Here is a 21,540-nt window from a genome sequence, read left to right as displayed (position 1 = left end):
GACCGGTGCTTCGAGTGCTCCCACGACCTAGGGCAGCCGGGAATTGTCGGATCCCGACCCTAGTGTCGCTTCATGAGATTCCGTTCAGCGTTTCCCATGCTCGCCTGCGACGACCTTCAGCGTTCCATCGCCTTCTATGCGGACGGCCTCGGCTTCCAGGAGACGTTTCGGTTCGAAGACGGCGGAGAGCCGACCTTTGTCGCGCTCAAGCTGGACGACGGCTCACAGCTGGGCCTCGGCGTGGTCCCGAAGGGTGGCAGCGGAATCCACGGCATGCCGCAGCGGCCGATCGCCGGGCGCTTCTTCGAACTGTGCGTCTACTGCGACGATGTCGACGCCTCGGTCGAATTCCTGCGCGGTCTCGGTCACCCGGTGCTCGTCGAACCCGCCGACACGCCCTGGGGTGAACGCATCGCCTACGTCGGCGACCCGGACGGCCACCCGGTGATGGTGACCGCGGCCAAGGCATGACGCGGCCACGCCGGTGACCGGGGACGACCTCGCCACGGTGCATGTCAGGTGAGCGCGGTCGTCTCCGAGGGAAATGCGACGATATGTGCATCGAACTGGTACTCCGCTGATGCACCCACCCCGGACGATGTCGCCTTGTCCGGCCCGCTGTTCCTGAACCACCGGGCCAGCGCCCTCGCTCCGCTTGGACGATCAGGCTTGGGCAAACTCGTGTGAGATGACCACATCGGCGGCGGCCAGATCGGCCCGGAGCCTTGTCGCGGGATCAATGTGATCGTCGCGAGACTTGACGACATCTTGCACGAATGTGATCGCGCTATGGGTCAGATCCTGCTCGACCGTGACAGGCGACCATTCACCAACACATAGATCGCGAGCAAGAGCCAGCAGTGCTTTCCGCCCAGAGAACGCAGTCGCGACAAAGCGTCGAAGCTCGTCCTCACTCTCAAACTCAAGATCTCGGAGCTCTGTCGCCTGCTCTTCGGCAAGGTCGATATAGGCCCATATGGAGACATGCCCGTTGGCATCGCCGACGACGGTGAAAAGAACGGTCTGCTTCCCCCACATGAAGGTGCCTACCAGTGGCACCTCGTATTGATGCCAGACATCAAGATCGCGTGCCTGATCCGAGGGAGACCACGGCAGACCGCCGCACCTGGCACTTGCCATCCACGGCCAGGATGGCTCAGCCTCGATGATGACCTTGCCTATCCAATGACGTCACCTCGAATCCGGCACCACTACGGCGTGATCCAATCTAGTGACTGTCAGTGTCGAGTCTTCTGGAAATCCCGGAAAATTGCTCTACGGGACTAGATCAGCCATGTTCCGTTGCGGAGGATTTCGCGATCTTTGAGTTCGTATTCCTCGCCCCAGGCCTGGATTCGGGTGGGGACGACGCGGAAGTACAGGTAGCCGTCGAGCTTGCGGGGATCGAAGTGGGCCTTCGCCAGAAAGGCATCCCCAAGCTCGTCGGACACCTCGTCGGGGTGGAGCGGCTCGGCGCTTCCGTCGATCATCACGACGTCACGGGTGAGCCCGAGCCCGATGCGAATCCGGCCTGTGGCCCGCAGGTTCCGGCCGGTCGGGGTCGACCCGAGGGTGGCCAGGATCAACGCGGCACCGTCCCAGAGGAACGACAGCGGCACCAGATACGGGTTGCCGTCGGGGTCGGCGGACGCCACCCAGACGTCTTCGTCCTCTTCCAGCCGTCGCAGCGTGTCTTGCTTCCGGTTCACGGCACTTCTCGGAGTGTTCGACCGCGGAGCAGGAGTCATGGACGCCACCCTAACCAGCGTCCCCGACAAGCCTTGGGGAGACCCCACGCCACGACGCGATGGACACCATGGAGCTCAAGGACCTCGGGGCGGATCACCCATGGAGGATGGGAATCCGGCCGTAGGTCGTACGCCTCATGGAGGTCCGGGCCTCATAGAGTGCAGAAGACTTCTGTACCTCGTGCCCAGAGCGAGCTGAATGAGAATCATCGAGGATGACCTGACCGGTTCACAGATCGCCGTGTTTCTCCGCGAACACATCGAGGAGATGCGGTCGACCACGCCCTTGGAGAGTAAGCACGCCCTCGATCTGGACGGTCTCCGCGATGCCGACGTCACATTCTGGTCGGTGATGGACGACGACACCGTGGTGGGCTGTGGCGCGATCAAGAGGCTGGACCCGCTCCACGCCGAGCTGAAGTCGATGCGTACCACGGTCGCACGCAAGCGCAGCGGGATCGCGTCCTTGCTGACGGAGCACATCATCGCCCAGGCCACGAGTATGGGATTCGCCCGGCTGAGCCTGGAGACCGGCTCGGCGGATTTCTTCCTCCCGGCCAGGCGGCTCTATGCGAAGTTCGGGTTCGAGTATTGCGGGCCCTTCGCCGATTACCGGCCCGACCCACACAGCGTGTTCATGACCAGGCTGCTCGGGAACGCTTGATCCGCGCTATCCGGTGGCCGAGCCGGCCCTTCGGATCAAGGGGAGGCCTCCCCGTCACGCCGGTCTTCCACCCGCAATGTCGGTGCTGCCGTCACAGAAGATCAAAAAGCCCCGAACGACGATCCGTTCGGGGCATCTTAGTTGCTTGATCCGGTGGTCAGGGGCGGGGTCGAACCGCCGACCTTCCGCTTTTCAGGCGGACGCTCGTACCGACTGAGCTACCTGACCTCGATAGGCGTTGACTGACGCCAATCCGAGCGGTCCTGACGGGACTTGAACCCGCGACCTCCACCTTGACAGGGTGGCGAGCACTCCAAACTGCTCTACAGGACCTAGTTTTTCAAGCTATGAACGGATCTTACCGCGTTTCCGCCCTTGTTTGGTTCTCGTAAAGAGTACCAGTGCCCCCAACGGGATTCGAACCCGTGCCGCCGCCTTGAAAGGGCGGTGTCCTAGGCCGCTAGACGATGGGGGCGAGTTTCCGCCGGCGCGTCTTGTCGTCGGAGACCGCCTCAGCATAGGGGACAACCGCCCCCGATACCAACGCGGTTTATCTCGTCTTGGGAGACGGGAAACCCGGCGTCACGACTGCGCTGCCTGTCCCCGTTGGCGACGGGATAGGCCTCGGAGAAATTGTACGGCCAGGATCGACCGCCAGAACACGCTGGATCTGTGCGGACTGCTCCCCGTACCCGCCAAGGGTGATGTCGTCCCTGGCCTGAAGCCTTCTGGTCTCTTTGCTGAAGTACAGAACCGACGCCTGGAGCTGCGTGGGTTCCTCATGTTCCAGCCCGCGCAGACCGGCGCCGCCGGTGGATCCCTGGACGAGGAGTTCGGTGCCGGTCGGCAGGGTCTCCGCCGATCGGCGGTGGGTGTGCCCCGCGAGGACGAGTGGGGTGGCCCCGGAGAACTCCTTCCCGATGTTGGAGTCGTGCACGGCGACGACGTCGATCGGAGTGGTGAAGGGCGAGTCCGGCCCGATCGGCGGGAGCCGGGCCGGTTTGGCGACGGACCGCTTGCCGGGGGTTGGTGTCGCCGAGGGTTTGCCTTGGGGGGCCGGGGCGTGCACGGGTGGTTTGAGGCCGCCTTCGGGGAGAGCCCGCGCCAGCCGTACCGCATGCTCGCGGCCGAGGACGGCCAGGCCTTCGTCGGGGAGGACGGCCAGCGACTTGTCGGGGGTGAACCGGGGGTCCCCGACACCGTAGATCCGCAGCCCCGCCACGGCGACGGCGTCTCCGTCCAGGACGACCGCCCCGCGTTGCCTGGCCACCGCACGCTGGGTGACCATGGAATCGTGGTTTCCGCGGACCCAGACGTAGGGGACGCCGAGGCGCCCGATCTCCTCGGTGAACCTGTTCTCCGCAGCGGTGCCGTGGTCGGTCAGATCGCCGGTGTCGACCACCAGATCGATCTTGAACTGCTCGATCAGCGACCGGATGACGCTCCAGGCGATGGGGTTGATGTGGATGTCGGAGACGTGCAGGACGCGTATCGTCTCCGGATCCGAGGGGTAGACCGGCAGCTTGGCCGACGCCTCGTAGAGCCGGCCGACGTTGTTGACGAGTTTGGCCAGCTGGCTGCGGTACTGGGAGAACTTCAGCACGATCGACTCCGCGGAGCCGACCAGCGACGGTGCACCGGTGAGCAGCCCGGTGTAGCGGGGTTCCACGATCGAGCTCGGCTGGAACGTGAAGAGTCCGACCCCCGCGGTGGCGATCAGGACGACCGTGGCCGCGGCGGCGCTCCACGCGGCCCGGGAGAGCCTCCTGAAGACCACGAAACCGGCGACCACCGCCCCCAGGACGGCGAACGCCGCGCTTTTCAGCAACAGGGTCCGCACGCCCGCGGCGACGTTGGCCTCGAAGCGCTCGGGCAGCTTGTCGGCGAGTTTGGGGTCGTCGATGAACTCCCTGGCCTTCTCGGGATGGACGGCGTCGATGGTGACCCGCAGGGCGAGCGGGCCGTCGTGACTGTCGAAACCGAGGGTGCCGAGCGGACGGACGTCGACGACGGTGTCCCCGGTCCAGGAGGGGGTCAGGCTCATCCCGATCTCGGCGGGCCCGACCGAGGTCTGGACCGGCCCGCTCACCGCCAGGCCCAGCCATGCGCCCAGGACGGCGACGACGACCACGGTGGTCCAGCGGACGACAGGATTGGCCGGGATTCGACTGATAAGACTCCGGAGGCGTTGGCGTTCCATCGCGAATCCTCATTCCCCGCACCGCACCGGTCATCCCTAGTCGTTCCCGGGGCAGAATGGCGGTTGTGATCGAAGTGTCACGGGAGAGGTTCGAGGAGCTCGTCTCGGACGCGCTGGACAGCATCCCGCCCGAGCTGACCAAGGTGATGAGCAACGTCGTCGTCATGGTGGTGGACGACCCGCCCGAACCCGGGCTGCTCGGCCTGTACACCGGTATTCCGCTGACCGAGCGCGGCGACTGGTATGCGGGGGTTCTTCCGGATCGTATAGAGATCTACCGCAATGAGATCTGTGCGATATGCGAAACGGAGGATGACGTCGTGGAGGAAGTGCAGATAACAGTCATCCACGAAATAGCCCACCATTTTGGGATCGATGATGATCATTTGCATGAGCTTGGCTGGTAATCGGTTGCGAACGCCGCCACACTTGGGCACCGTAGGTGACAGGGCATCAACGCTAGGTAAATCTTGCGGGGCGATATGGCGGCCACGAGGCCGAGCCGGCTGCCCGGGAGGCATCGTGCGTCCGGCGGTCACGCGACCTACGGCGAGGTCATCGCCGTAGGTGAGTTCCGCGCGCTGTGGCTGGGCCAGAGCCTCTCCCAACTCGGAGATCAACTCGCCCAGGTCGCCCTCGCGGTCCTCGTCTACGAACGCACCGAGTCCGCGCTGCTGACCGCGGCCGTCTACGCCCTCACCTACCTGCCGCCGATCCTGGGCGGCCCCCTCCTGGCGGGCCTGGCCGACCGGTACCCGCGCCGGAGGGTGATGCTGGTCTGCGACCTCCTCCGCGCCTTCTTCGTCGCGCTCATGGCCGTTCCCGGGATGCCGTTCGCCGCGCTGTGCGTCCTGGTCTTCTGCGTCGTCCTGCTCAGCGCGCCCTTCACCGCGGCCCGCGCCGCGCTGCTGCCCGACATCCTGCACGGTGACCGGTACGTCCTTGGGTCCGCGCTGCAGAACATGACCAACCAGGGCGTCCAGATGATCGGCTTCGCGGCCGGCGGAGCGGCGATCGCCCTGCTCGGCCCCTACCGGGCGCTCGCCCTCGACTCGGCCACCTTCCTCGCCTCCGCGCTGGCGCTCGTGGCCGGAGTACGGCGGCGCCGCCTGCCTCCTCCGCCGGAGGGCGGCATGCCCTCCATGTGGGCGACGACGCGGATGGGAGCCCGGCTGGTCTTCGGCGATCCCCGGCTCCGTGTTCTGGTGCTGTTCGCCTGGCTTTGCGGCTTTTACATCGCCCCGGAGGGCATCGCGGCGCCGTACGCCGCCACGTTCACCGACGACGAGGGTCTGCCCGTGGTCACCGGCCTGCTGATGGCGGCCATGCCGACCGGGACGGTGATCGGCGGCTTCCTGTTCGGCCGGTTCGTCTCGCCACCGGGCCGACTCCACTCGATGGGCTGGATGGCCATGCTGACCTGCGCCCCATTGATCGTATGCGGGCTGGGGCCGCCGCTCTGGGTCGTGATCGTCCTCTGGTGCGTGTCCGGGATCGGCGGGGCTTACCAGCTGGCGGCGAACGCGGCTTTCGTGCAATGCGTCCCACCGGCCGGACGAGCTCAGGCGTTCGGACTCGTCCAGTCCGGGCTGCTCGCCGCCCAAGGGATCGGCATCCTCGTCGCGGGCGCCCTGGCGCAGAGCCTCGGACCGGCCTCCGTCATCGCGCTCGTCGGGGTGACCGGGCTCGCCGCCGCCTGCCTCCTCACCGTGGCGTGGACGGGCACCCGAGGCGGCATCATCGAACGGGTCCGCGCCGAACAGGCCTGACTACCGGCCCGCCCGCTGCTTCTCCAGCATGTTCTGCACGATCGAGGTGCTCGCCCCCTCCTCCGGAAGGAGCAGCCAGCCCACCGCGTACAGCGCGATTCCGGTGCCGCCGAAGAGGCTGAGGACGGCGAGCCCGATCCGGGCCACATTCGGGTCGACGCCGATATACCGCCCGATACCTGTGCACACACCGGCGATGATGCGGCCTTCCCGAGTCCGCTGAAGCTGCTTGAACTGGTTCATCTCATTCATAGGGCCATCATTTCTCCGCACGCTTCACGGAGCCATCCGGATTCCCCCTGGCCAAACCCTGGTGTACCCCCTGGCATACCCTGGTCGGAGACGCCCCGAGAGGAAACACCCCATGACCGACCTGCTTCGAATCGACGACGAGTTCACCCACGAGCAGCAGCTGATCCGTGACACCGTACGCGCCTTCGTCGACGACCAGGTCGCCCCCCACATATCGGAGTGGTTCGAGTCCGGTGTCTTCCCCTCCAGGGAACTCGCCCCCGCCCTCGGCGAACTCGGCCTGCTCGGCATGCACCTGGAAGGGTACGGCTGCGCCGGCCTCGACGCGACCTCCTACGGCATCGCCTGCCGCGAGCTCGAAGCCGGTGACTCGGGGCTCCGCTCCTTCGTCTCGGTGCAGGGCTCGCTCGCCATGTTCCCGATCTGGAAGTACGGCTCCGAGGAGCAGAAGACCACCTGGCTGCCGCGGCTCGCCTCCGGGGAGGCGATCGGCTGCTTCGGTCTCACCGAACCCGACCAGGGCTCCGACCCCGGCGCGATGCGCACCTACGCCAAGCAGGAGGCCTCCGGCGACTGGGTGCTCAACGGCGCCAAGATGTGGATCACCAACGGCTCGGTCGCCGACGTCGCCGTCGTCTGGGCGGGCACCGAGGGCGGGATCCGCGGCTTCGTGGTGCCGACGGACACGCCGGGGTTCTCCGCCGTGGAGATGCACCGCAAGCTCTCGCTCCGCGCCTCCGTGACCTCCTCGCTCTACCTCGACGACGTGCGGCTGCCCGCGGACGCCGTACTCCCCCACGTCAGCGGCTTGAAGGGCCCGCTGTCCTGCCTGACCGAGGCCCGGTTCGGCATCCTGTGGGGGGTGACCGGGGCGGCCCGGTCCTGCCTGTCCGCCGCGATCGACTACGCCAAGACCCGGGTCCAGTTCGACCGGCCGATCGGCGCCTTCCAGCTCACCCAGGAGAAGCTCGCCTGGATGGCGGTCGCGACCGAGCAGGCGGGCCTCACGGCGCTCCACCTGGGCCGCCTCAAGGACACGGGCCGGCTCACCCCGCAGCAGGTCTCCTTCGGCAAACTCGCCAACGTCCGCGCGGCCCTCGACATCGCCCGGCAGGCCCGGACCATCCTCGGCGCGAACGGGATCACCCTTGAGTATCCGGTGATCCGGCACATGAACAACCTGGAGTCGGTCCTCACCTACGAGGGCACCCAGGAGATCCACCTGCTCACCTTGGGCCGTGCCCTCACCGGCCTCGACGCCTTCCGCTGACCGTCCCGCCCGTCAGGGTTGTGAACCCGTTGCGGGTACGGCCGTCGGCGTCGGCCGTACCCGCAACGATCATCGGGGAGCCCCGTTTCACAGCGTCGAATGCGATGAGGGCGGTTCACAGGCCGGAGGGGTACGGCTGCCGCCGCGTACGCCGTACCGGGACATGGGCGCGGCTTCCGGCCGCACGTGCTCCGAAGATCGGCCGACGGGGTCAGCGCCTGCGGAAGTCCTCGTTGTAGATGGTCTCGTAGACGGTGCTGCCGAACCGGAGCACCTTCGATTGAATGATCTGTTTGTCGACCGCGAGCACATAGGGGACCCGGCGCTTCAGGTCCTGGCCGTAGTCCGGCAGCTGCCTGACCAGCTCCGCCGCGACCAGGTCGAACCGTTCCTGCTGACTTCTGAGTTCACCGCGGACGGCCGATCTGGTGAGGTCCGCCCGGCTCTGGCAGGTTTTCACGCCGAGGCCGAACGCCTGGACCGCGAGGTGCAAGGCGGCGAGCACTCCCATCGCCTGCACCACCGGCTGGGCGACCAGGTCGTCCAGGTGCGCGGATCCGCCCGAGGATTCGGACGGCGTGACCGGGCTGCCGGGCTGAAAGACCTCGTGCCACAGGCGCTCTGCCCGTTCCCGGGCCTGGTGGATGGTCCGCAGCACGTCGTTGAAGAGCCGGCTGACGTCGGCCCGGGCCAGCTCCAACTCCACGAACTCCGTTTCGCGGAACCCGAACGACTGGTTGATCACCATGTTGTGGGTGGTCTGCCGGTCGCCGCCCTCCTGGAGGATCCGCTCAAGGAGTTCCCGGTCGGATCGTCTGGCCGCGTGGAGCGCGACGAGTTCCAGCCGCAGGTCGCGCAGGAAGGTCGCCGTCTCGGCCTGGCCGCCTGTGCCGGCGGGTGTGCCGATGAGTTCGGCGAGGTTCCGGGTGAAGTCGTCCGCTCCCCAGTTGAGCACCCGGTCGAAGGACTCCCGCACGGTGTCGGCGAGCGCGGCGGAGAGGTATCCGACGACCACGAGGACGACGGGGCCGGACGGGGATTCGCCGGTCGATCCGATCAGCCGGGCCCGGCTGCCCAGTCCCTGGGCGATGTCGTCGTCGACGACCGAGTCGCTGACCACGATGGAGCAGTGGTGTCGCCCGGCTTCGAGGGGGATGTCGAGATAGACCAGCTCCTCCTCCGCCCCGGCGACCTTGTGCTGCCGTCGCCGTACGTGATGTCCGAGGCCGCCGAAGAGCTCCGAGATCTTGACGAGGACGTCGTCGGAGGTCTCCGGCCCGGAAATCTCCTGACTCGCCGTCTTGATCTCATCCAGGGTCACCCGGCCTTCCGCGCCGACGAGCCGGTACGTGTAGTGACAGAGATTGATGACCTTACGGGGGTGGCCCCCGGTGAAAGCCCGGATGTGCTTGATCGACGACAAGCCGAACGGGGCCAGCCGCCGTTCCCCGTTCACCGCGGACTGCGCGGCCTTGATGTACTGCCGGATCTCCTCCTCGCTGAGCGGACTCGGCCTGACCACCTGCCCGACCCGCTGGCGTACCGCCTCGGGCAGTGCCCGCCAGAAATCCGAAAGGCCGCACAGAACGAGAAAGGCGCCGCTCGCGGAGGCCCAGGCCAGCAGCGGGTTGATGAGGGACTCCAGGTCCTGCGGCGGTGCGGCCTCGGGCTTCCCGAGGTTCTGCAGCTCGTCGACGACGAGGACGAACCTGCGGCCGGACATCCCGAGGAGCAGCGCGAGCACACCGAGCACGCCGACGGCGCGCCGGTCATCGGTGATCGCGGTACGGACACCCCTGTCGATCAGGGCCTTGGTCGGCTCGGCGCCGCGGAGCCAGGCCCACGCGGCATCGGAGATCGCGTTGTGCTCGTGGAGGAGGAGACTCAGCGCGTAGCCGCATTCCGGGTCCTCCCCGGCCACCTCGGTCAGCCGCTTCCGCAGGCGGAGAACGCTTTCGACGGCGTGCGGATCGGGCTGCCGGGGGATCAGCCGGAGTTTCGCGTCCTCCGAGCCCCTCCCCGGCGGTACGTTCACCTCGTCGCGGAGCCGGTCCACCGCCCGCTCGACGTCGACGCGGAGCAGGACTCCGCCGGCCGCGTCCCCGCTGCGAACCCCCTCCGTGGACTGGAACAGCCGCCGGTAGAGATCGAGGAGGGTGTCGCCGACCTTCGCGTAGACCATGGTGACGACGACAAGGCCGTCTCTCTTGCGGACCTGGTCGACGACCGCCCCGGCGATGTGGCTCTTGCCGCTGCCGAGGTCGCCGACGAGGGCGAGGATCCGGCCGGTGTCCCGCGGCCTGCCGACGTCGGTTCCCCGCGCGTCCAGGTAGTCGATCGCCGCCGCACGGGCTTTCCTGACGGCCTCGGTCTCCACGGTGACCACGGGCCGGGAACCGTCGACGAGCCGGACCTCGGGGACTCCGGGAAAGGGGTTGCGAAACTCTCCGGGAACGATCTGCTGGGCCACGAGTCCGCTCATCCTGCCCCACCGAATTCAAGCGCCAGAACAAAGTGGTCGTTGTTCACTTGAACGCTACCCTGCGCCCGGTCGAACGCCTTGCGCAGGAAACGATTGAAATCGTCGACGGTCAACGAAAGACGATCTCCGTCCTTCGCGTTCTCCTTGAGAATGATCTCCAGTTGCGACCAGTTGACCGAACTCTCGACGAGCCCGCCCTCACTGACGCGTTTCCGCGCGAAGACCAACGCGTCGGCGACGGACCAGCGGTTCACCTCGACGACCTTCACCCGGTCGGTGTGCTGTCCGACCAGGCTCTCCAACTCGCCGAGCCGCCGGCCGCCACCGGAGTGAAACTCGTAGAGGTAAACGCAGTCGGCCAGGTGGTCGGCGGCTTCGGCGAACCTGAGGACATCCCGCGCGACCGTGTCGACCATGAGCGTGGGGTCCACACAGCGCAGCCGGACCAGGAGGCCTTTCCCAGGGGCCAGCTCCCGGGCGAGGGCCTCATGCCACTCCCGCCAGTCAAACCCGTGGACCGCGTCTATGTTCCGGTCCAATTCCTCGCTGAATCTCACCCCGGACCGTTTGACCTCGTTGATCACCCTGCCGGGGTAGAGCTGGTTTCGCCACTTTTCCAGATCGGTCTCCCGCTCGTCGGAGACCCATTCATCCACCACATAGGAGCCGTTGTCCAAGGCGTGCAGGAGTTTATGCGTGTATACGGATTTTCCGCAGCCGCTTTCCCCACCCACGACGACGACTCCGCCGACCACCTCATCGTGTGGCGGGATTTCAGGGAAGCTTCCCCGGAAATCCTTCAAGTCCAGGATGCAACCGTTCCGCCGGTGCTTTCCCATGGGAGGCCACGGAATCACGAACGGATTCCTCGTGATGGGGACCTGAGCTCCGACGTCCTCGACGGTCAAAGCACACCCCGCGAGCCCGTTCCGAGGTTCCGCATCACCCGCTCCAGCTCCGAGACCGCGGATCGCAGCTCCCCGGCCAGGGTCTCGCGGACCGGCCCGTCGATACTCCACCCGGCCTCGGTCACCAGCCGATGGGCCTGCTCCAGCGCCGCGACCGCGAAGTCCTCCTCCGGGAGCGGGAGCCGGAGCCGGTGCAGCGCGAGCCGCAGGTCCGCTCGTCTGCCGTCCCCGTCCGTCCAGTCCGGCGGAGGTCCGTGCCGGGAGTCCTGCCATTGATCGATACGGGCTCGCGCCGTCTTCAGGTACTCCGCGGTCGCCAGCTCGAACGTGTCGGCGGCGGCGGTCTGCCACCGGCGTCGCTCCATCCACAGCCCGGTGAAGTAGGTGAGCCCGCCACCCACCACGACGCCGACGAGGGGGTTGCCCAGCAGGCTCCCGATCGGGGAGGACCGGGGGTCGGCGAGGTGGCGCGCCTTCATCGTCACCAGGGCGTCGCACGCCCGATCGAACCCGCCGCCCGGTTCCCGACTCCACGTTCTCACGGTGACCTCTCCGGCCGGGGTTGTCGATGACCGCGACGGCGAGGGTATGCCTCCCCGCCAGGGCAGACCGAGGGCCACGGTCGTGTTGTACAGCGCGACCCGGTTCGCGGGCGACAGGCAGTACACCCGCCGGGCGTCCTCGCGCGGGTCGTCGTGGTCCACGGTTTCCCGGATGGTCCAGCCCAGTCCGAGTCCGCCGGCGAGCATCACCCCGCCCACCCCGAGCAGGAACCGGCTGCTCCGGTTCACCGGAACGTCACCGCCAGAATCACCGCCGTGAGGATGAGCACCCCGGCTCCGATCGCGAAGAGGACCGCCCACGTGCCCCGGCCCCGGATACGGCCGGGCGACCACCACGGTGCCCTGCCGTGTCCCGGTACGGCCGAAGGCGGGCCGCCGTGGTGGATGTTCCGCCTTGGCGGAGGTCGCGAGGGCGGTTCGTCGTGGATCCCGTGCTCGAACCGCCACCGGGTGGCGATCGCGGGCGCCAGCCGCTCGTGGAACTCGTAGAGGTTCCGGCCCTCTCTCCGGGCGACGCGGTCGATCTCCAGGGCCACCACCACCGGGGTCCGGTAGTCGGCGACCCATTCGGCGAGCTTGGCCTGGACGCTTGCCAACCCCAGGTCTGGCAGAACGGCGAGCCGGAGCATCGCTCTGATTCTCAGCTGTATGTTCATGCCGTCGGCCGCGGCGAGTTCCGCCACGAACCACTCGTACTGCTCAAGGATCGCCCGGGCGGCGGCCCGCTCCTCAGGAGCGAACTCGTACTCCTGTCTGGCGAGCTCCCCGATACGCCGCAGCGTCTCCCGGGGCTCGGATCCCTGCGGCTCCACGGCCACCTGCCCGAACAGCTCGGGCAGACGCTCGGGAGCGGGCTTCTTCACGGTCGCCGACACGGTGTGCTCCGTTTCCGAATCGACGGGATGCCGCGGCGCCGGATCGGCCTGCGGGGCGATCGAGGGTTCGCCGAGCGCCGTTTCCGGTGTCCCGGGCCGGGGTGCGTCGACGTCGGGGTGCTCCCCGGGGTCCGTCTCCTCGGCGGCGGCCCGGTCCGGGACCTCCGGTTCGGGTGCCGCCACGATGCCGGGCACGGCCTCGGTCTCAGCCGGGGCTTCGACCGGCTCACCGGGAGTTCCCGGCGGCTGCACCGGAAAGCGGGTGGTCTCCGAGGCCACGCCGACCCAGAGCGCGGGTCCGCGCGCGAAGATCTGGGTTTCCCGGCTCCGCTCGGGCTCGCCGAGGTGCTCCAGGACGGCGGCCAGCCTGACCGGCAGATCCCCGGCCGCGGTGATCAGGTGTATCCGGGCGGCGAATTCGTGGGGTTCCGACTCCCGGTAGGCCGTACCGAGTGCCTGTGCGATCTCCCACCACTTGTCGCGATCGGCCGTCGAGTCCCCCGCCCGGTCGAACGGGCGCACGACCCGCTCCGTACGTATCACATCGGGTGGACCGCCGGTGCTCGCCCGGGGTGCTCTGAAGATCAGGTGAGGCAGCTGCCCTGTCTGCTTGTCGCCCTGCTGCGACTCGTAGGTGGAGAAGGTCCAGCGCCATCCGGTCAACGGGCGTCCCGCGGAGTCGTGCAGGAGTTCGCCGAGTATCCCCCAGAGCGCGCGGAGCAGGGGGACCTGACAGCCGTCGGCGAGCGGCCGGACGACCTCGCGATCCGGCAGGACCACCGACAGCGGCTCCCCCGGGGCCCTGAGAACCGTCGCGACGAGCGGCTCCACCCCCGTCACGGATCGGCTCTTGGCCCGGAGCGTCTCATCCGATTCCCGGGCGATCACGGCGAAGTCGCCGGCGTCGATCGGACGGAGCTGGAATCCGCGGTGCACCGAGCCCGGGGCCGGGCCGATCGCGCCGGGCAGACTCCGGTAGGCCATCGGCAGGACCACGTCGGGACGCAGCACCGCCGCCGGTCCCACCAGCGCCCGGGCGACCAGGGGCCGCCTCTCCTCGCCTTCGTCGGCGAGGGGAACGGCGGCCGGCATCCAGTGCCGCCAGATCAGCGCCGCGGTCGCGTCCTCGAACACCTGGTAGACGACGCCGGCCTCCGGTGCGCGTGGCCCGGTGGACTGCGGATTGGGCGGCCCGACCAGCATCTTGAGCCGGGAGTACCACAGGTCGATGAATTCCTTGGCGTTGTTGGAGGACGCGATCGGACCGTAGCCGATGTGCTGCCACGGCCCGGTGGCCGCCCAGCGGAACTCGATCTGATCGAGCAGCCCACGCGCTCCGGCCATCTCAGATCCCCACTTTCCGGGCTTCGGGCGAGTTCAACACGCCGGTCATCGCCATCAGCGCCACCAAGGGGTTGAGCACCCGCCTCGGGGACACCCCGCGCGGGAACCGGGCGCCCCCGTCCCCGGTGTCGACCGAGGGTCCGCCGGCCGCGGAGGCGATGTGGAACGTGGCCTTGCCGCACTGCTGGTAGGGGCGGGTCCATCCCCCGGTCCCCTGCAGCAGCAGGTAGGCGTAGACGTCGGCGCTCTCCCGCAGCAGCTGGTCCGGGTCGATCCCGGTCATCTCGTGCCGGAGCCAGGAGGCGACGGGTTCCTCAAACCGCTTCATGTCCGCCTTGTTCAGCACGACGGCGGCGCTGACCACATCCGACCGCCCGCTCTCGGCGAGCAGGTTGAGCACGGTGCTGAAGGTGGGATCACCCGTCCCGGCTCCACCGGGATCGAAGCGATCCGGATCCGCGACGAAGATCAGTCCGTCGACGATCTCCAGAAAGCCCTTGGTGTCCTCGAGGCTCTGCAGCTCCTCCCCCGCCACGTCGAAGAACGTGATGACGCGCCGAGCACCGCCGTCCTCCTGGATGAGCAGCGCGTCCTTGAAGCTGACGATGCCCTCGGCCGTACGGGAGAGGACTCGGGAGTCCTTCAGAAACGGCTCGACCTCACTCTTGAGATAGTTCTGGTGCTTCGCCGGGTCGATAGGGCTCGCCGTGGCCGCGTAGCGCCCGAGCGCCCCGCCTTCGATCGCCCCCACCATGGCGGCGAGCAGGTGCGTCTTCCCCGAAGCGCTCGCGCCGATGAGTCCGTACACCGCGGGCGGCCCGTAGCGCCCGTAGGCCTCGGGGAGGAAGTGAAAGGCCATCTGCTCCCCCGAGTTGGGGCACCGTACGTAGGCGTTGCGCAGGATCCTCTTCCGCTGGTAGTCGTTGGCGTCCTGGGGGATGTCCAAGGACTCGTACCTCTCCTGGTCCCTGTTCCAGGCGTAGTGGGACTGGCCCCCCCAGTCGATCAGCGAGAGGCAGACCGGGCAGACGACCTGTGCCGCCTCGCCGACCAGGGCATCGGGTTCACTCATCGGTCACCTACTCACCAGGTAGATCACTACGGCCAGGACCAGCACGACGCCGAACATCCACGGCCAGACCCGGCGGACCGGCGCGGGCGGTTGCGGTGTCACGATCGGCCGCGCCAAGGGACGGACCGGTGGATCGACCTCCGGGTGCTTCCTCCTCCGGTAGGAGTGGAAGCTCTCGCGGCCCTCGGCGAGGGGGTCGGCGTCGAGGCCGCGTGGCACGCAGTCGGGTACCCTGAGCCGCTCGACCAGCAGCTCCCGCGCCGTCGGCCGGTTCTCCGGCGCGTCGAAGACCCCGGCGAGGAGCTCCACGAGCTCGGGGGCGCGGGCGAGCTGGTCGCGGCTGGTCAGCTCCTCCTGGGTCCAGGTGTAGTAGAGGAGACGGCCCGCCGCCCAGACGTCGTCGCGGTCGGTGACCACCCCGCGGACCAAGGGGCCGGAACGCTGTTCGGGCGCGGCCCACGGCGGGTGACCGGCCACGGTTCGCGGCGTGCCCACGATGGTGGCTAGGGCGAAGTTGGTGATCTGTATGGAGGTGTGGTCCCAGCGGACCGTGTCGGGGCTGATCCCCCGATGGGCGATCCCGGCCGCGGCGAGCCAGCGGAGCGCGGTCATCAGACTCACCTGAAAGGCCCGGCGGTCGGCGGTGAGCAGCTGACTGGCGTGCGCGCCGACCGGATCGCCCCGGTAGCGGTGGACCAGCGCGAACGGCTCGGGCGTGTCGTGAACGTAGCCGCGGAGGCGGCTGAGCCCATCGGGGTACGGCCCCGAGCCGACCAGCCAGACGAGCCGGAGACCGGCGAGGATCTCGTTGTCCAGCAGGTCGTAGGCGCGCCGGCGATCCTGATCGCCCACGGTGATCTGCAGAACCTCGCAGTCGCCCTCCGCCTCCGACTCCAGCCACAGCGGACGCGCCCGCAAGGGGAGCCCGGGCAGGGCGAAGGCCTCCCCGCGCGGGGTGACCTTGGCGTCCACCCACATCCCCCACGGGTTGATGTATCGGAGTTCCTCGGTCATGGCACCGGCTCCCCCTGATCATCGTTGGCGGTGGACCACACCCGCTGCACCGCACCAAGACGTACGGGCACAAGCCGGACGCATCCCGCGTGCGGGGCGCTGATCCAGGTGACGTCGGCGGGGAGCCGGCGGCCGAGCGCCAGCCGTACGGCACGCGGGGCGAACCGCAGCGTCCCCGGCCGGACCGCCCCGGTGTCCAGCATCGACAGATCGGCGGGCGCGCTCAGCTGCCACATCACCCCACGCACGTCGCACCCGGTCGCGGCGGCGATCTCATCCAGGTCCTCGTCGCTCTGGCCCAGGTATCCGTTCTCCACGGGCTCGGCGAACGGAGGCGCGTCGAGCGGCCCGTTGCTCTCCGCGTAGGAGGTCCAGACCCCGAGCAGCCTGCGGGTCTCCGACCTGGCCAGCTCCTCGTGCTTGGCCGCCTTCCCGAGCGTGACGGCACCCCAGCGCGGCTCCAGCACCCGGTGGACGAGATCCTTCAGGTATCCCGTGGCGACCGGGCTGAGCCCGCTGTCCCCACCGGTTCCGTGGGCGACCCGCTGCAGCTGCTCCTGGATGTCCTCGGCACGGGACCCCAGCTCGGCGACGACACCCGCGATCGCCGCACGGGCACGGATGATCGCGTCGACCATGTCGAGCCGGAGGGAGACCCGCGCCCACTCGTCGGAGGCGACCTGACCGACCAGCGCGGTCAGCCGTTCGGCGGCGCCCGGCACCTCGGCGACCCCCGAGGAGTGCCGCCACCGGATCACCCGTGTTCGCCACGCCTCGTGGACAGCGCCGACGGCGATCCCCACCGCGATCAGGAAGCAGACGAGGACGACGACCACCGGGGGCTCGGTGTTGATCCCCGCGAGCACCCCGGAGGGCAGGCCCAGGACCACGGCCACGACGTGCCCGCCGAACATCCGGCGGTTCCCCGAAACGTCCGGATCAGGGGCCCTGACCACGCTCAGGGTGACCAGGGCCATCCAGGCGATTCCCATGACCACCCCGGTGACCACCCCGAGGAGACCGGCGACCGACGCCAGGGCCGTCGTGAGAAACCCGGCGACCGGCAGCCAGGACGGGAGGCCCGGAGCCGGCGCGGGGCTGCGCAGCCGGTCGATGAGCCGATCGGGACAGATCTCCCGGACCCGCTGGAGATAGGACCGGCTGCCCATGGGGCGCACCTGGCGTTCCAGTGCGCGCAGGCTCTCGACGAGCCCGGGGAGCGACTCCCCCCGGGCCATGCTCGCCGTGACGAAGCGGTCGAAGGTCTCCGCCGACATCGAGGGGTCGATCCTGACCGGCTCGGGGAGCGAGACCCCGTATCCCTTCAGCAGGTCCCGCTGCCTGGGCGTGAGCCCGTCGGGGGTGTGCCCGGCGTCCAGCACCCGCTCCACCAGGTTCCGGTACTCGGCGAGACCGTCCCCGGCGGCGGCCACCGCGCCCCGGGCCGAAGACCCGCCCGGCCCCGCGCCGAGCAGCGACCCCAGATCGGCCAGCTGCTCAAGCGCCGCGTCGGCTTGGGCGGCGGTCGCCGTACAGGCCGCCTCCGCCGACTTCAGCGGACCCCCTTGATCGATCAAGGTGGCGCTGCCCTGATAGCCGTGTTTGTACTCGTCGAAGGAGTCGGTGGGCGCGGCCGAGTCCGCGGCCCCGGGACCGAGCAGCCGCCCGATGGCCTCCCCGAGGGCGGTGAGGAAGGTGACGTCGTCGGCCGAGGCACCGACCAGCCGAAGCCCCGGGCTGGCGACCCCGCCCGGGGTCTCCGCGAGAATCTCGCAGGCGCGTTCGAACACCTCGGTGATGGTGAGGACGCCGAGCAGCCGATGGAGCCCGGACTCCCCCTCGTTCCGGTGCATCGTCGCCGCCGCCGAGGCCGCGAACCGCCAGTCGACCCCGGCCGCGTCACCGACCCAGATCACCCTGGCCCCCTGCCCGACGACCCCGGGAACCCGGAACCGCCGCCCGTCGAGCGAGGACCTGCCGACCGGGACGCAGAGCAGGGTCTCCACCCGCGCCGAGGTCAGCAGCACCTCATAGGCCCGTTCGTGGGCCGGCAGGTCCGCCGCGCCGTCGACCACCAGCAGCCGGGTGAGGTCCGGCTGCGATTCGTCGTCGAACAGCGCGTACGTCGCCTCGACGGCGGCGGTCGGGCTCTTTCCCCGGAGGTTGAGGACGACGACCCGGGGGTGCGGGGTCACGGGCCGGTCTCCCCTCCGGTCCGCCACCCGGGGACCGCTATCTCCAGCGCGCGCAGGTTGGTGCTCACGGGTGATTCGAGCCCGCGGAACCTGAGGTCCAGCGACGAGGGAAGGGTCCGGGCCCAGAAGCCGAGGAACTGCTCGGCCCTGGCCCGATTGGCGGTCTTCGGGTCCTTCAGGATGGCGTTGATCCGTTCGACCTGCCCCTCGGCCAGGTCGCGGATGACCAGGTAGAGCTCGTCGGGGTGGTCGGGGACGGAATCCAGCCCGGCCGGGCGCTCCCGCATGAGCTGCCCGCAGAACCTGCGGCGGATGTCCTCGTTGTCGGCGAGCGTCCACAGTTCGTAGGCGCGGAGCAGGCTTCCCCAGGAGGACGCGCTGGCCATGGCGGTGAGCGAGAGCGTCATCGTCACCCCGCCGCCGAGCACCACCCGGATCCGCCGCGGTGACACGGGGTCGCCTTCGACGCCCACCCGGCCGTTCCACATCGCGCAGAGCAGCCGGTGCAGGATCTCGACGCGGTGCTCCTCCCGGGTGACCAGGTAGCCGAAGTCGTAGCCGGTCCGCTGCCGCCACCGCAGATGGTCCTGCGGCTCCTCGTTGGAAAGCGCGTCGGACCAGAGCCGCAGGACGTCCCTGACCTCACGGACCTCGGTGACCCCCATCGACGTGCGGAAGAGCACGACGGCGATCGACTCGGCGGCGGTGGGTTTGAACTGGTAGGTCAGTCCGGGCCCGGTGGGCAGCCGGAGCGCCTCACGCAGGTACGCCTCGATCGAGGGGTGCCGCCCGGCGGCCGGGTAGGAGATGAGCACCTTCATCTGGCCGCTCCCCTGCGGGGTGAACCCGGCCGGGACGAGTCCGGCGAGTTTGCCGCGGAACTCTTCGAGCTCGCCGGAGGTCACGGTGTCCGTCCCGTAGCCGGCGGCGTTCGCGAGCAGCTCGTCAAGCCTGGGGATCAGCGGGTGCCGGCCCTGCTCGGTGAGCCGGAAGAACGTCTTCACCTCCCGCTTCACCTGCTCGCGCAGGACCGCGACGGCCGTGGCGGGGTTCTCGTCCTGGCTGGTCCGGTACGCCTCCCGCCATCCCTGGACGCCGATGATCGCCCCAAGCAGCTCGGCCTCGGTGGTGTTCGGCCTCATCTGGCCGAGCGAGACCCGATGCTCGACCATCTGCCGGATCACCCGGCGGTAGAACTGGTCGACGTCGTTCCCGCCGAGGGGGAGCAGGTACGAGACGCCGACGCGGGGCCGCAGCAGGTCCCCGGCGCGCTTGCCGAAGCGTTCGGCGTCGGTGCGCGCGTACTCGATCAGCTCCCGGGTCAACGCCCGCATCCCCGCGTCGAGCTGTTCCATCACCCGCCGCCAGCGCGGGGTGTGCGCGGCCCAGTGCTTGCTCCACAGCACATGGGTCTGCCACTGGTACCAGGCGTTCTGCGCCTCGCGGGCGCTCACCACCACCGGATCGGACCACTTGACCTTGACCGTTCCGGCCATCCGGTCACGCATCGGCGGGGCGACCGGCACCCCCGCGCCGAGGCCCTGCGGCGCGGGGGGTCCCGCCCTCCGCCGCTGCATGAGCCCGTGCGCCCCGATCTGGTCGAGCTCGCTCGCCAGCCCGCGATAACCGAAGATCACCCGCTGGGTACGGAACACGTCGGCCTCGGCGAGTACCTCAAGGACGCCGGCGCGCGGCTCGAAGTCCGCCACCATCTTCGGCACGTCCTGGGCGAGTCGTGCGTCCAGTCCGCGCAGGGCGGCCCTCATGCCCTCGGCCCGCTCGCCCAGCGCGATCGAGATCTGCCGGGCCCCCTTCACCGGCTCCGGCTCGGCGGGGGCGACCCCCTGGCGGTTGAGCAGCGACTCGATCCCCGAGGCGGTGAGGAACCCGCCGATCAGGGCCCGGTTCTCCTCCAGGTCGCCGAGCGGTGTCGCCATCTCCTCGACCGCGGCGCGGAGCAGGCGACCGGCGACGAGGTCGGCGAGTTCGTCGACGGGCACGGTGAGCGAGGCCACCAGGGCCGTGGAGACGCCGCGGTTGCCGATTCCGTTGTCGGCGATCACCTGCCGGTCGACGCTGGCGTTGATGAAGCTGTCCGCGAAGGACTGGTGCAGTTCCCCCGCGCCCGAGCGGTCCTCCTCGTCCAGCTCGGTGCTGATCAGCGAGAGCATCAGGGAGACCACCGACCGGTGCAGGTCCTCGCGTTCGGCTTCGAGCGGCCGGGAGAAGAGGAAGCCGGTCTGCACCGTGGTCGGCCGCATGACGATCCGGCCCTCCGTCGGATAGTGCACCGCGACGTCGTCGGGGTCGATCCGGTCTCGCCGTTCGTAGCCGCGCAGGTCCCGGTTGGCGTCGCCCCCGTTCTGCTGGTCGACGAGACGGAACAGGTCGAGCAGGGAACGCCCGGCGTTGAGCTCCGCGGGCCGTCCGCCCCCCATCCCCTCGGTGAAGGCGGACGGCATGAGCACCAAGGGGAAGATCTTGGCACCGAGTTCGGAGTCGCCGAACAGTTTGCCGATCAGATGGAGATAGTCGTAGAAGATCCCGGCGCCGGTGCCCCCGGCCACGGAGAAGGCGACGAACACGTCGACGGACTTGGACGACTTGCCGCTGAGGGCGTACAGGTCCTCTCCGGACTTGGAGAGGTTCCCGATCGCCCGGCGCAGGTCGCGCAAGGCGGGGGCGAGCCCTTCGCGGAAGGTCTCGAAGAGCGCGGCCCGGCCGACCGTGGGGAGCTGACCGGCGCCCCGGCTGAGCGGCGCGACCCGGGGTTCCCCGTCGACCGGGGGCAGCCAGCCTTCGACGTAGGGGTCCATGGAGAGCCGCAGGTTCCGGGCGACCTCGGGGTAGGTGTCGACCTGGGGCACCAGGTCACGGACGTAGTGCGCGGTCTGATGCACCGCCGGGACGTGCCGGGGGCCGGGGACCACCCGGGCCGGCAGCTGGTCCAGATCCGCCTGGTTGACGTCGGCGTAGACGAACTGCACGCAGGAGGGGAGCTGGTACGGGAGCAGGCCGGCCTGCGGGCGCAGTTTGGCGAAGGCGGTGCCGTCCGGGCCGCACCACTCCTCGCGGAGCCGGCGTTCCAGCTCGGCGCCGATCAGGCATCCGGTCCCTCCCAGCCCGATGAAGAGAACCGGCTGATAGATCTTCATACTCAAGATGCGCCGTCCTTCGCTCCGTG

At 69.0% G+C, this 21,540-nt stretch carries 17 protein-coding genes and 3 tRNA genes; 5 read left to right on the top strand and 15 right to left on the bottom strand.

Features of this window, described 5'->3' with window-relative positions:
• Positions 1-72: 72 nt before the first annotated feature.
• Positions 73-471 carry a VOC family protein gene (locus RUR_RS13105; protein WP_283135280.1) on the top strand — a complete coding sequence of 133 codons (399 nt, stop codon included), beginning with the start codon at positions 73-75 and terminating at the stop codon, positions 469-471.
• A 192-nt stretch (positions 472-663) separates the two neighbouring features.
• On the opposite strand, the gene RUR_RS13100 is transcribed toward RUR_RS13105, so the two are convergent.
• Positions 664-1,140, bottom strand: a complete 477-nt coding sequence (locus tag RUR_RS13100) for a hypothetical protein (protein WP_283135279.1) — start codon at positions 1,138-1,140, stop codon at positions 664-666.
• 143 nt (positions 1,141-1,283) lie between these two features.
• Positions 1,284-1,709 (bottom strand): pyridoxamine 5'-phosphate oxidase family protein, encoded by a 426-nt coding sequence (locus RUR_RS13095; RefSeq protein WP_283135278.1) that lies wholly within the window; start codon positions 1,707-1,709, stop codon positions 1,284-1,286.
• Positions 1,710-1,947: 238 nt separating this feature from the next.
• On the opposite strand from RUR_RS13095, the gene RUR_RS13090 reads away from it, so the two are divergent.
• Positions 1,948-2,412, top strand: a complete 465-nt coding sequence (locus RUR_RS13090) for a GNAT family N-acetyltransferase (RefSeq protein WP_283135277.1) — start codon at positions 1,948-1,950, stop codon at positions 2,410-2,412.
• A 154-nt stretch (positions 2,413-2,566) separates the two neighbouring features.
• Here RUR_RS13090 and RUR_RS13085 read toward each other — a convergent pair.
• From RUR_RS13085 to RUR_RS13070, 4 genes are all read right to left on the bottom strand, one after another.
• Positions 2,567-2,640 (bottom strand) — tRNA-Phe (locus RUR_RS13085).
• Positions 2,641-2,670: 30 nt separating this feature from the next.
• Positions 2,671-2,745, bottom strand: a tRNA-Asp gene (locus tag RUR_RS13080).
• 69 nt (positions 2,746-2,814) lie between these two features.
• Positions 2,815-2,887: transfer RNA gene (locus tag RUR_RS13075), tRNA-Glu, on the bottom strand.
• A 75-nt stretch (positions 2,888-2,962) separates the two neighbouring features.
• The gene (locus RUR_RS13070; protein WP_283135276.1) at positions 2,963-4,612 is read right to left on the bottom strand and encodes a metallophosphoesterase family protein; all 1,650 of its coding nucleotides are present in this window, start codon (positions 4,610-4,612) and stop codon (positions 2,963-2,965) included.
• Between the two features lie 65 nt (positions 4,613-4,677).
• Here RUR_RS13070 and RUR_RS13065 point away from each other — a divergent pair, with 65 nt between their 5' ends.
• Complete coding sequence (locus RUR_RS13065; protein WP_283135275.1) at positions 4,678-5,019, top strand: metallopeptidase family protein; 342 nt, start codon at positions 4,678-4,680, stop codon at positions 5,017-5,019.
• A 75-nt stretch (positions 5,020-5,094) separates the two neighbouring features.
• The gene (locus RUR_RS13060) at positions 5,095-6,381 is read left to right on the top strand and encodes an MFS transporter (RefSeq protein ID WP_283135274.1); all 1,287 of its coding nucleotides are present in this window, start codon (positions 5,095-5,097) and stop codon (positions 6,379-6,381) included.
• Here the strand turns inward: RUR_RS13060 and RUR_RS13055 are convergent, their stop codons facing one another.
• A complete protein-coding gene (locus tag RUR_RS13055) occupies positions 6,382-6,633 on the bottom strand; it encodes a PspC domain-containing protein (RefSeq protein WP_283135273.1) in 252 nt (83 codons plus the stop codon).
• Between the two features lie 112 nt (positions 6,634-6,745).
• On the opposite strand from RUR_RS13055, the gene RUR_RS13050 reads away from it, so the two are divergent.
• Entirely contained in the window at positions 6,746-7,903 is a 1,158-nt protein-coding gene (locus RUR_RS13050) for an acyl-CoA dehydrogenase family protein (RefSeq protein WP_283135272.1), read from the top strand.
• A 211-nt stretch (positions 7,904-8,114) separates the two neighbouring features.
• Here the strand turns inward: RUR_RS13050 and RUR_RS13045 are convergent, their stop codons facing one another.
• Genes RUR_RS13045 through RUR_RS13010 form a run of 8 tightly spaced genes read right to left on the bottom strand, consistent with a single transcriptional unit; the run spans position 8,115 to position 21,511 of the window.
• Complete coding sequence (locus RUR_RS13045; protein ID WP_283135271.1) at positions 8,115-10,385, bottom strand: BREX system ATP-binding domain-containing protein; 2,271 nt, start codon at positions 10,383-10,385, stop codon at positions 8,115-8,117.
• The gene (locus tag RUR_RS13040; RefSeq protein WP_283135270.1) at positions 10,382-11,293 is read right to left on the bottom strand and encodes a hypothetical protein; all 912 of its coding nucleotides are present in this window, start codon (positions 11,291-11,293) and stop codon (positions 10,382-10,384) included. Before RUR_RS13040 ends, RUR_RS13045 begins: the two co-directional genes overlap by 4 nt.
• Positions 11,290-12,084, bottom strand: coding sequence for a hypothetical protein (locus RUR_RS13035; protein WP_283135269.1), 795 nt, complete (start codon positions 12,082-12,084; stop codon positions 11,290-11,292). The genes RUR_RS13040 and RUR_RS13035 overlap by 4 nt, the downstream gene beginning before the upstream one ends.
• Complete coding sequence (locus RUR_RS13030) at positions 12,081-14,075, bottom strand: hypothetical protein (protein WP_283135268.1); 1,995 nt, start codon at positions 14,073-14,075, stop codon at positions 12,081-12,083. The genes RUR_RS13035 and RUR_RS13030 overlap by 4 nt, the downstream gene beginning before the upstream one ends.
• A gap of 1 nt (position 14,076) precedes the next feature.
• Positions 14,077-15,147, bottom strand: a complete 1,071-nt coding sequence (locus RUR_RS13025) for a TRAFAC clade GTPase domain-containing protein (RefSeq protein WP_283135267.1) — start codon at positions 15,145-15,147, stop codon at positions 14,077-14,079.
• 3 nt (positions 15,148-15,150) lie between these two features.
• Positions 15,151-16,161 carry a protein kinase family protein gene (locus RUR_RS13020; protein ID WP_283135266.1) on the bottom strand — a complete coding sequence of 337 codons (1,011 nt, stop codon included), beginning with the start codon at positions 16,159-16,161 and terminating at the stop codon, positions 15,151-15,153.
• Positions 16,158-18,356 (bottom strand): hypothetical protein, encoded by a 2,199-nt coding sequence (locus RUR_RS13015; protein ID WP_283135265.1) that lies wholly within the window; start codon positions 18,354-18,356, stop codon positions 16,158-16,160. Before RUR_RS13015 ends, RUR_RS13020 begins: the two co-directional genes overlap by 4 nt.
• On the bottom strand, positions 18,353-21,511 hold the full coding sequence (locus tag RUR_RS13010) for a tubulin-like doman-containing protein (RefSeq protein WP_283135264.1): 3,159 nt from the start codon (positions 21,509-21,511) through the stop codon (positions 18,353-18,355). The genes RUR_RS13015 and RUR_RS13010 overlap by 4 nt, the downstream gene beginning before the upstream one ends.
• Between the last annotated feature and the right edge of the window lie 29 nt (positions 21,512-21,540).

The sequence above is a fragment of the Rhizohabitans arisaemae genome (assembly GCF_025996515.1).
Lineage (GTDB): Bacteria > Actinomycetota > Actinomycetes > Streptosporangiales > Streptosporangiaceae > Rhizohabitans > Rhizohabitans arisaemae.
The sequence above is the reverse complement of the archived record's forward strand: the minus strand, read 5'-3'. Positions and strand labels throughout refer to the sequence as shown.

What these genes read in the sequence shown, in the direction of transcription:
- RUR_RS13030 (WP_283135268.1), bottom strand. Translation starts at nt 14,075, where the DNA reads ATGGCCGGAGCGCGTGGGCTGCTCGATCAGATCGAGTTCCGCTGGGCG.
- RUR_RS13025 (WP_283135267.1), bottom strand. Translation starts at nt 15,147, where the DNA reads ATGAGTGAACCCGATGCCCTGGTCGGCGAGGCGGCACAGGTCGTCTGC.
- RUR_RS13045 (WP_283135271.1), bottom strand. Translation starts at nt 10,385, where the DNA reads ATGAGCGGACTCGTGGCCCAGCAGATCGTTCCCGGAGAGTTTCGCAAC.
- RUR_RS13100 (WP_283135279.1), bottom strand. Translation starts at nt 1,140, where the DNA reads ATGGCAAGTGCCAGGTGCGGCGGTCTGCCGTGGTCTCCCTCGGATCAG.
- RUR_RS13020 (WP_283135266.1), bottom strand. Translation starts at nt 16,161, where the DNA reads ATGACCGAGGAACTCCGATACATCAACCCGTGGGGGATGTGGGTGGAC.
- RUR_RS13055 (WP_283135273.1), bottom strand. Translation starts at nt 6,633, where the DNA reads ATGAATGAGATGAACCAGTTCAAGCAGCTTCAGCGGACTCGGGAAGGC.
- RUR_RS13090 (WP_283135277.1), top strand. Translation starts at nt 1,948, where the DNA reads ATGAGAATCATCGAGGATGACCTGACCGGTTCACAGATCGCCGTGTTT.
- RUR_RS13060 (WP_283135274.1), top strand. Translation starts at nt 5,095, where the DNA reads ATGGCGGCCACGAGGCCGAGCCGGCTGCCCGGGAGGCATCGTGCGTCC.
- RUR_RS13010 (WP_283135264.1), bottom strand. Translation starts at nt 21,511, where the DNA reads ATGAAGATCTATCAGCCGGTTCTCTTCATCGGGCTGGGAGGGACCGGA.
- RUR_RS13105 (WP_283135280.1), top strand. Translation starts at nt 73, where the DNA reads ATGAGATTCCGTTCAGCGTTTCCCATGCTCGCCTGCGACGACCTTCAG.
- RUR_RS13070 (WP_283135276.1), bottom strand. Translation starts at nt 4,612, where the DNA reads ATGGAACGCCAACGCCTCCGGAGTCTTATCAGTCGAATCCCGGCCAAT.
- RUR_RS13050 (WP_283135272.1), top strand. Translation starts at nt 6,746, where the DNA reads ATGACCGACCTGCTTCGAATCGACGACGAGTTCACCCACGAGCAGCAG.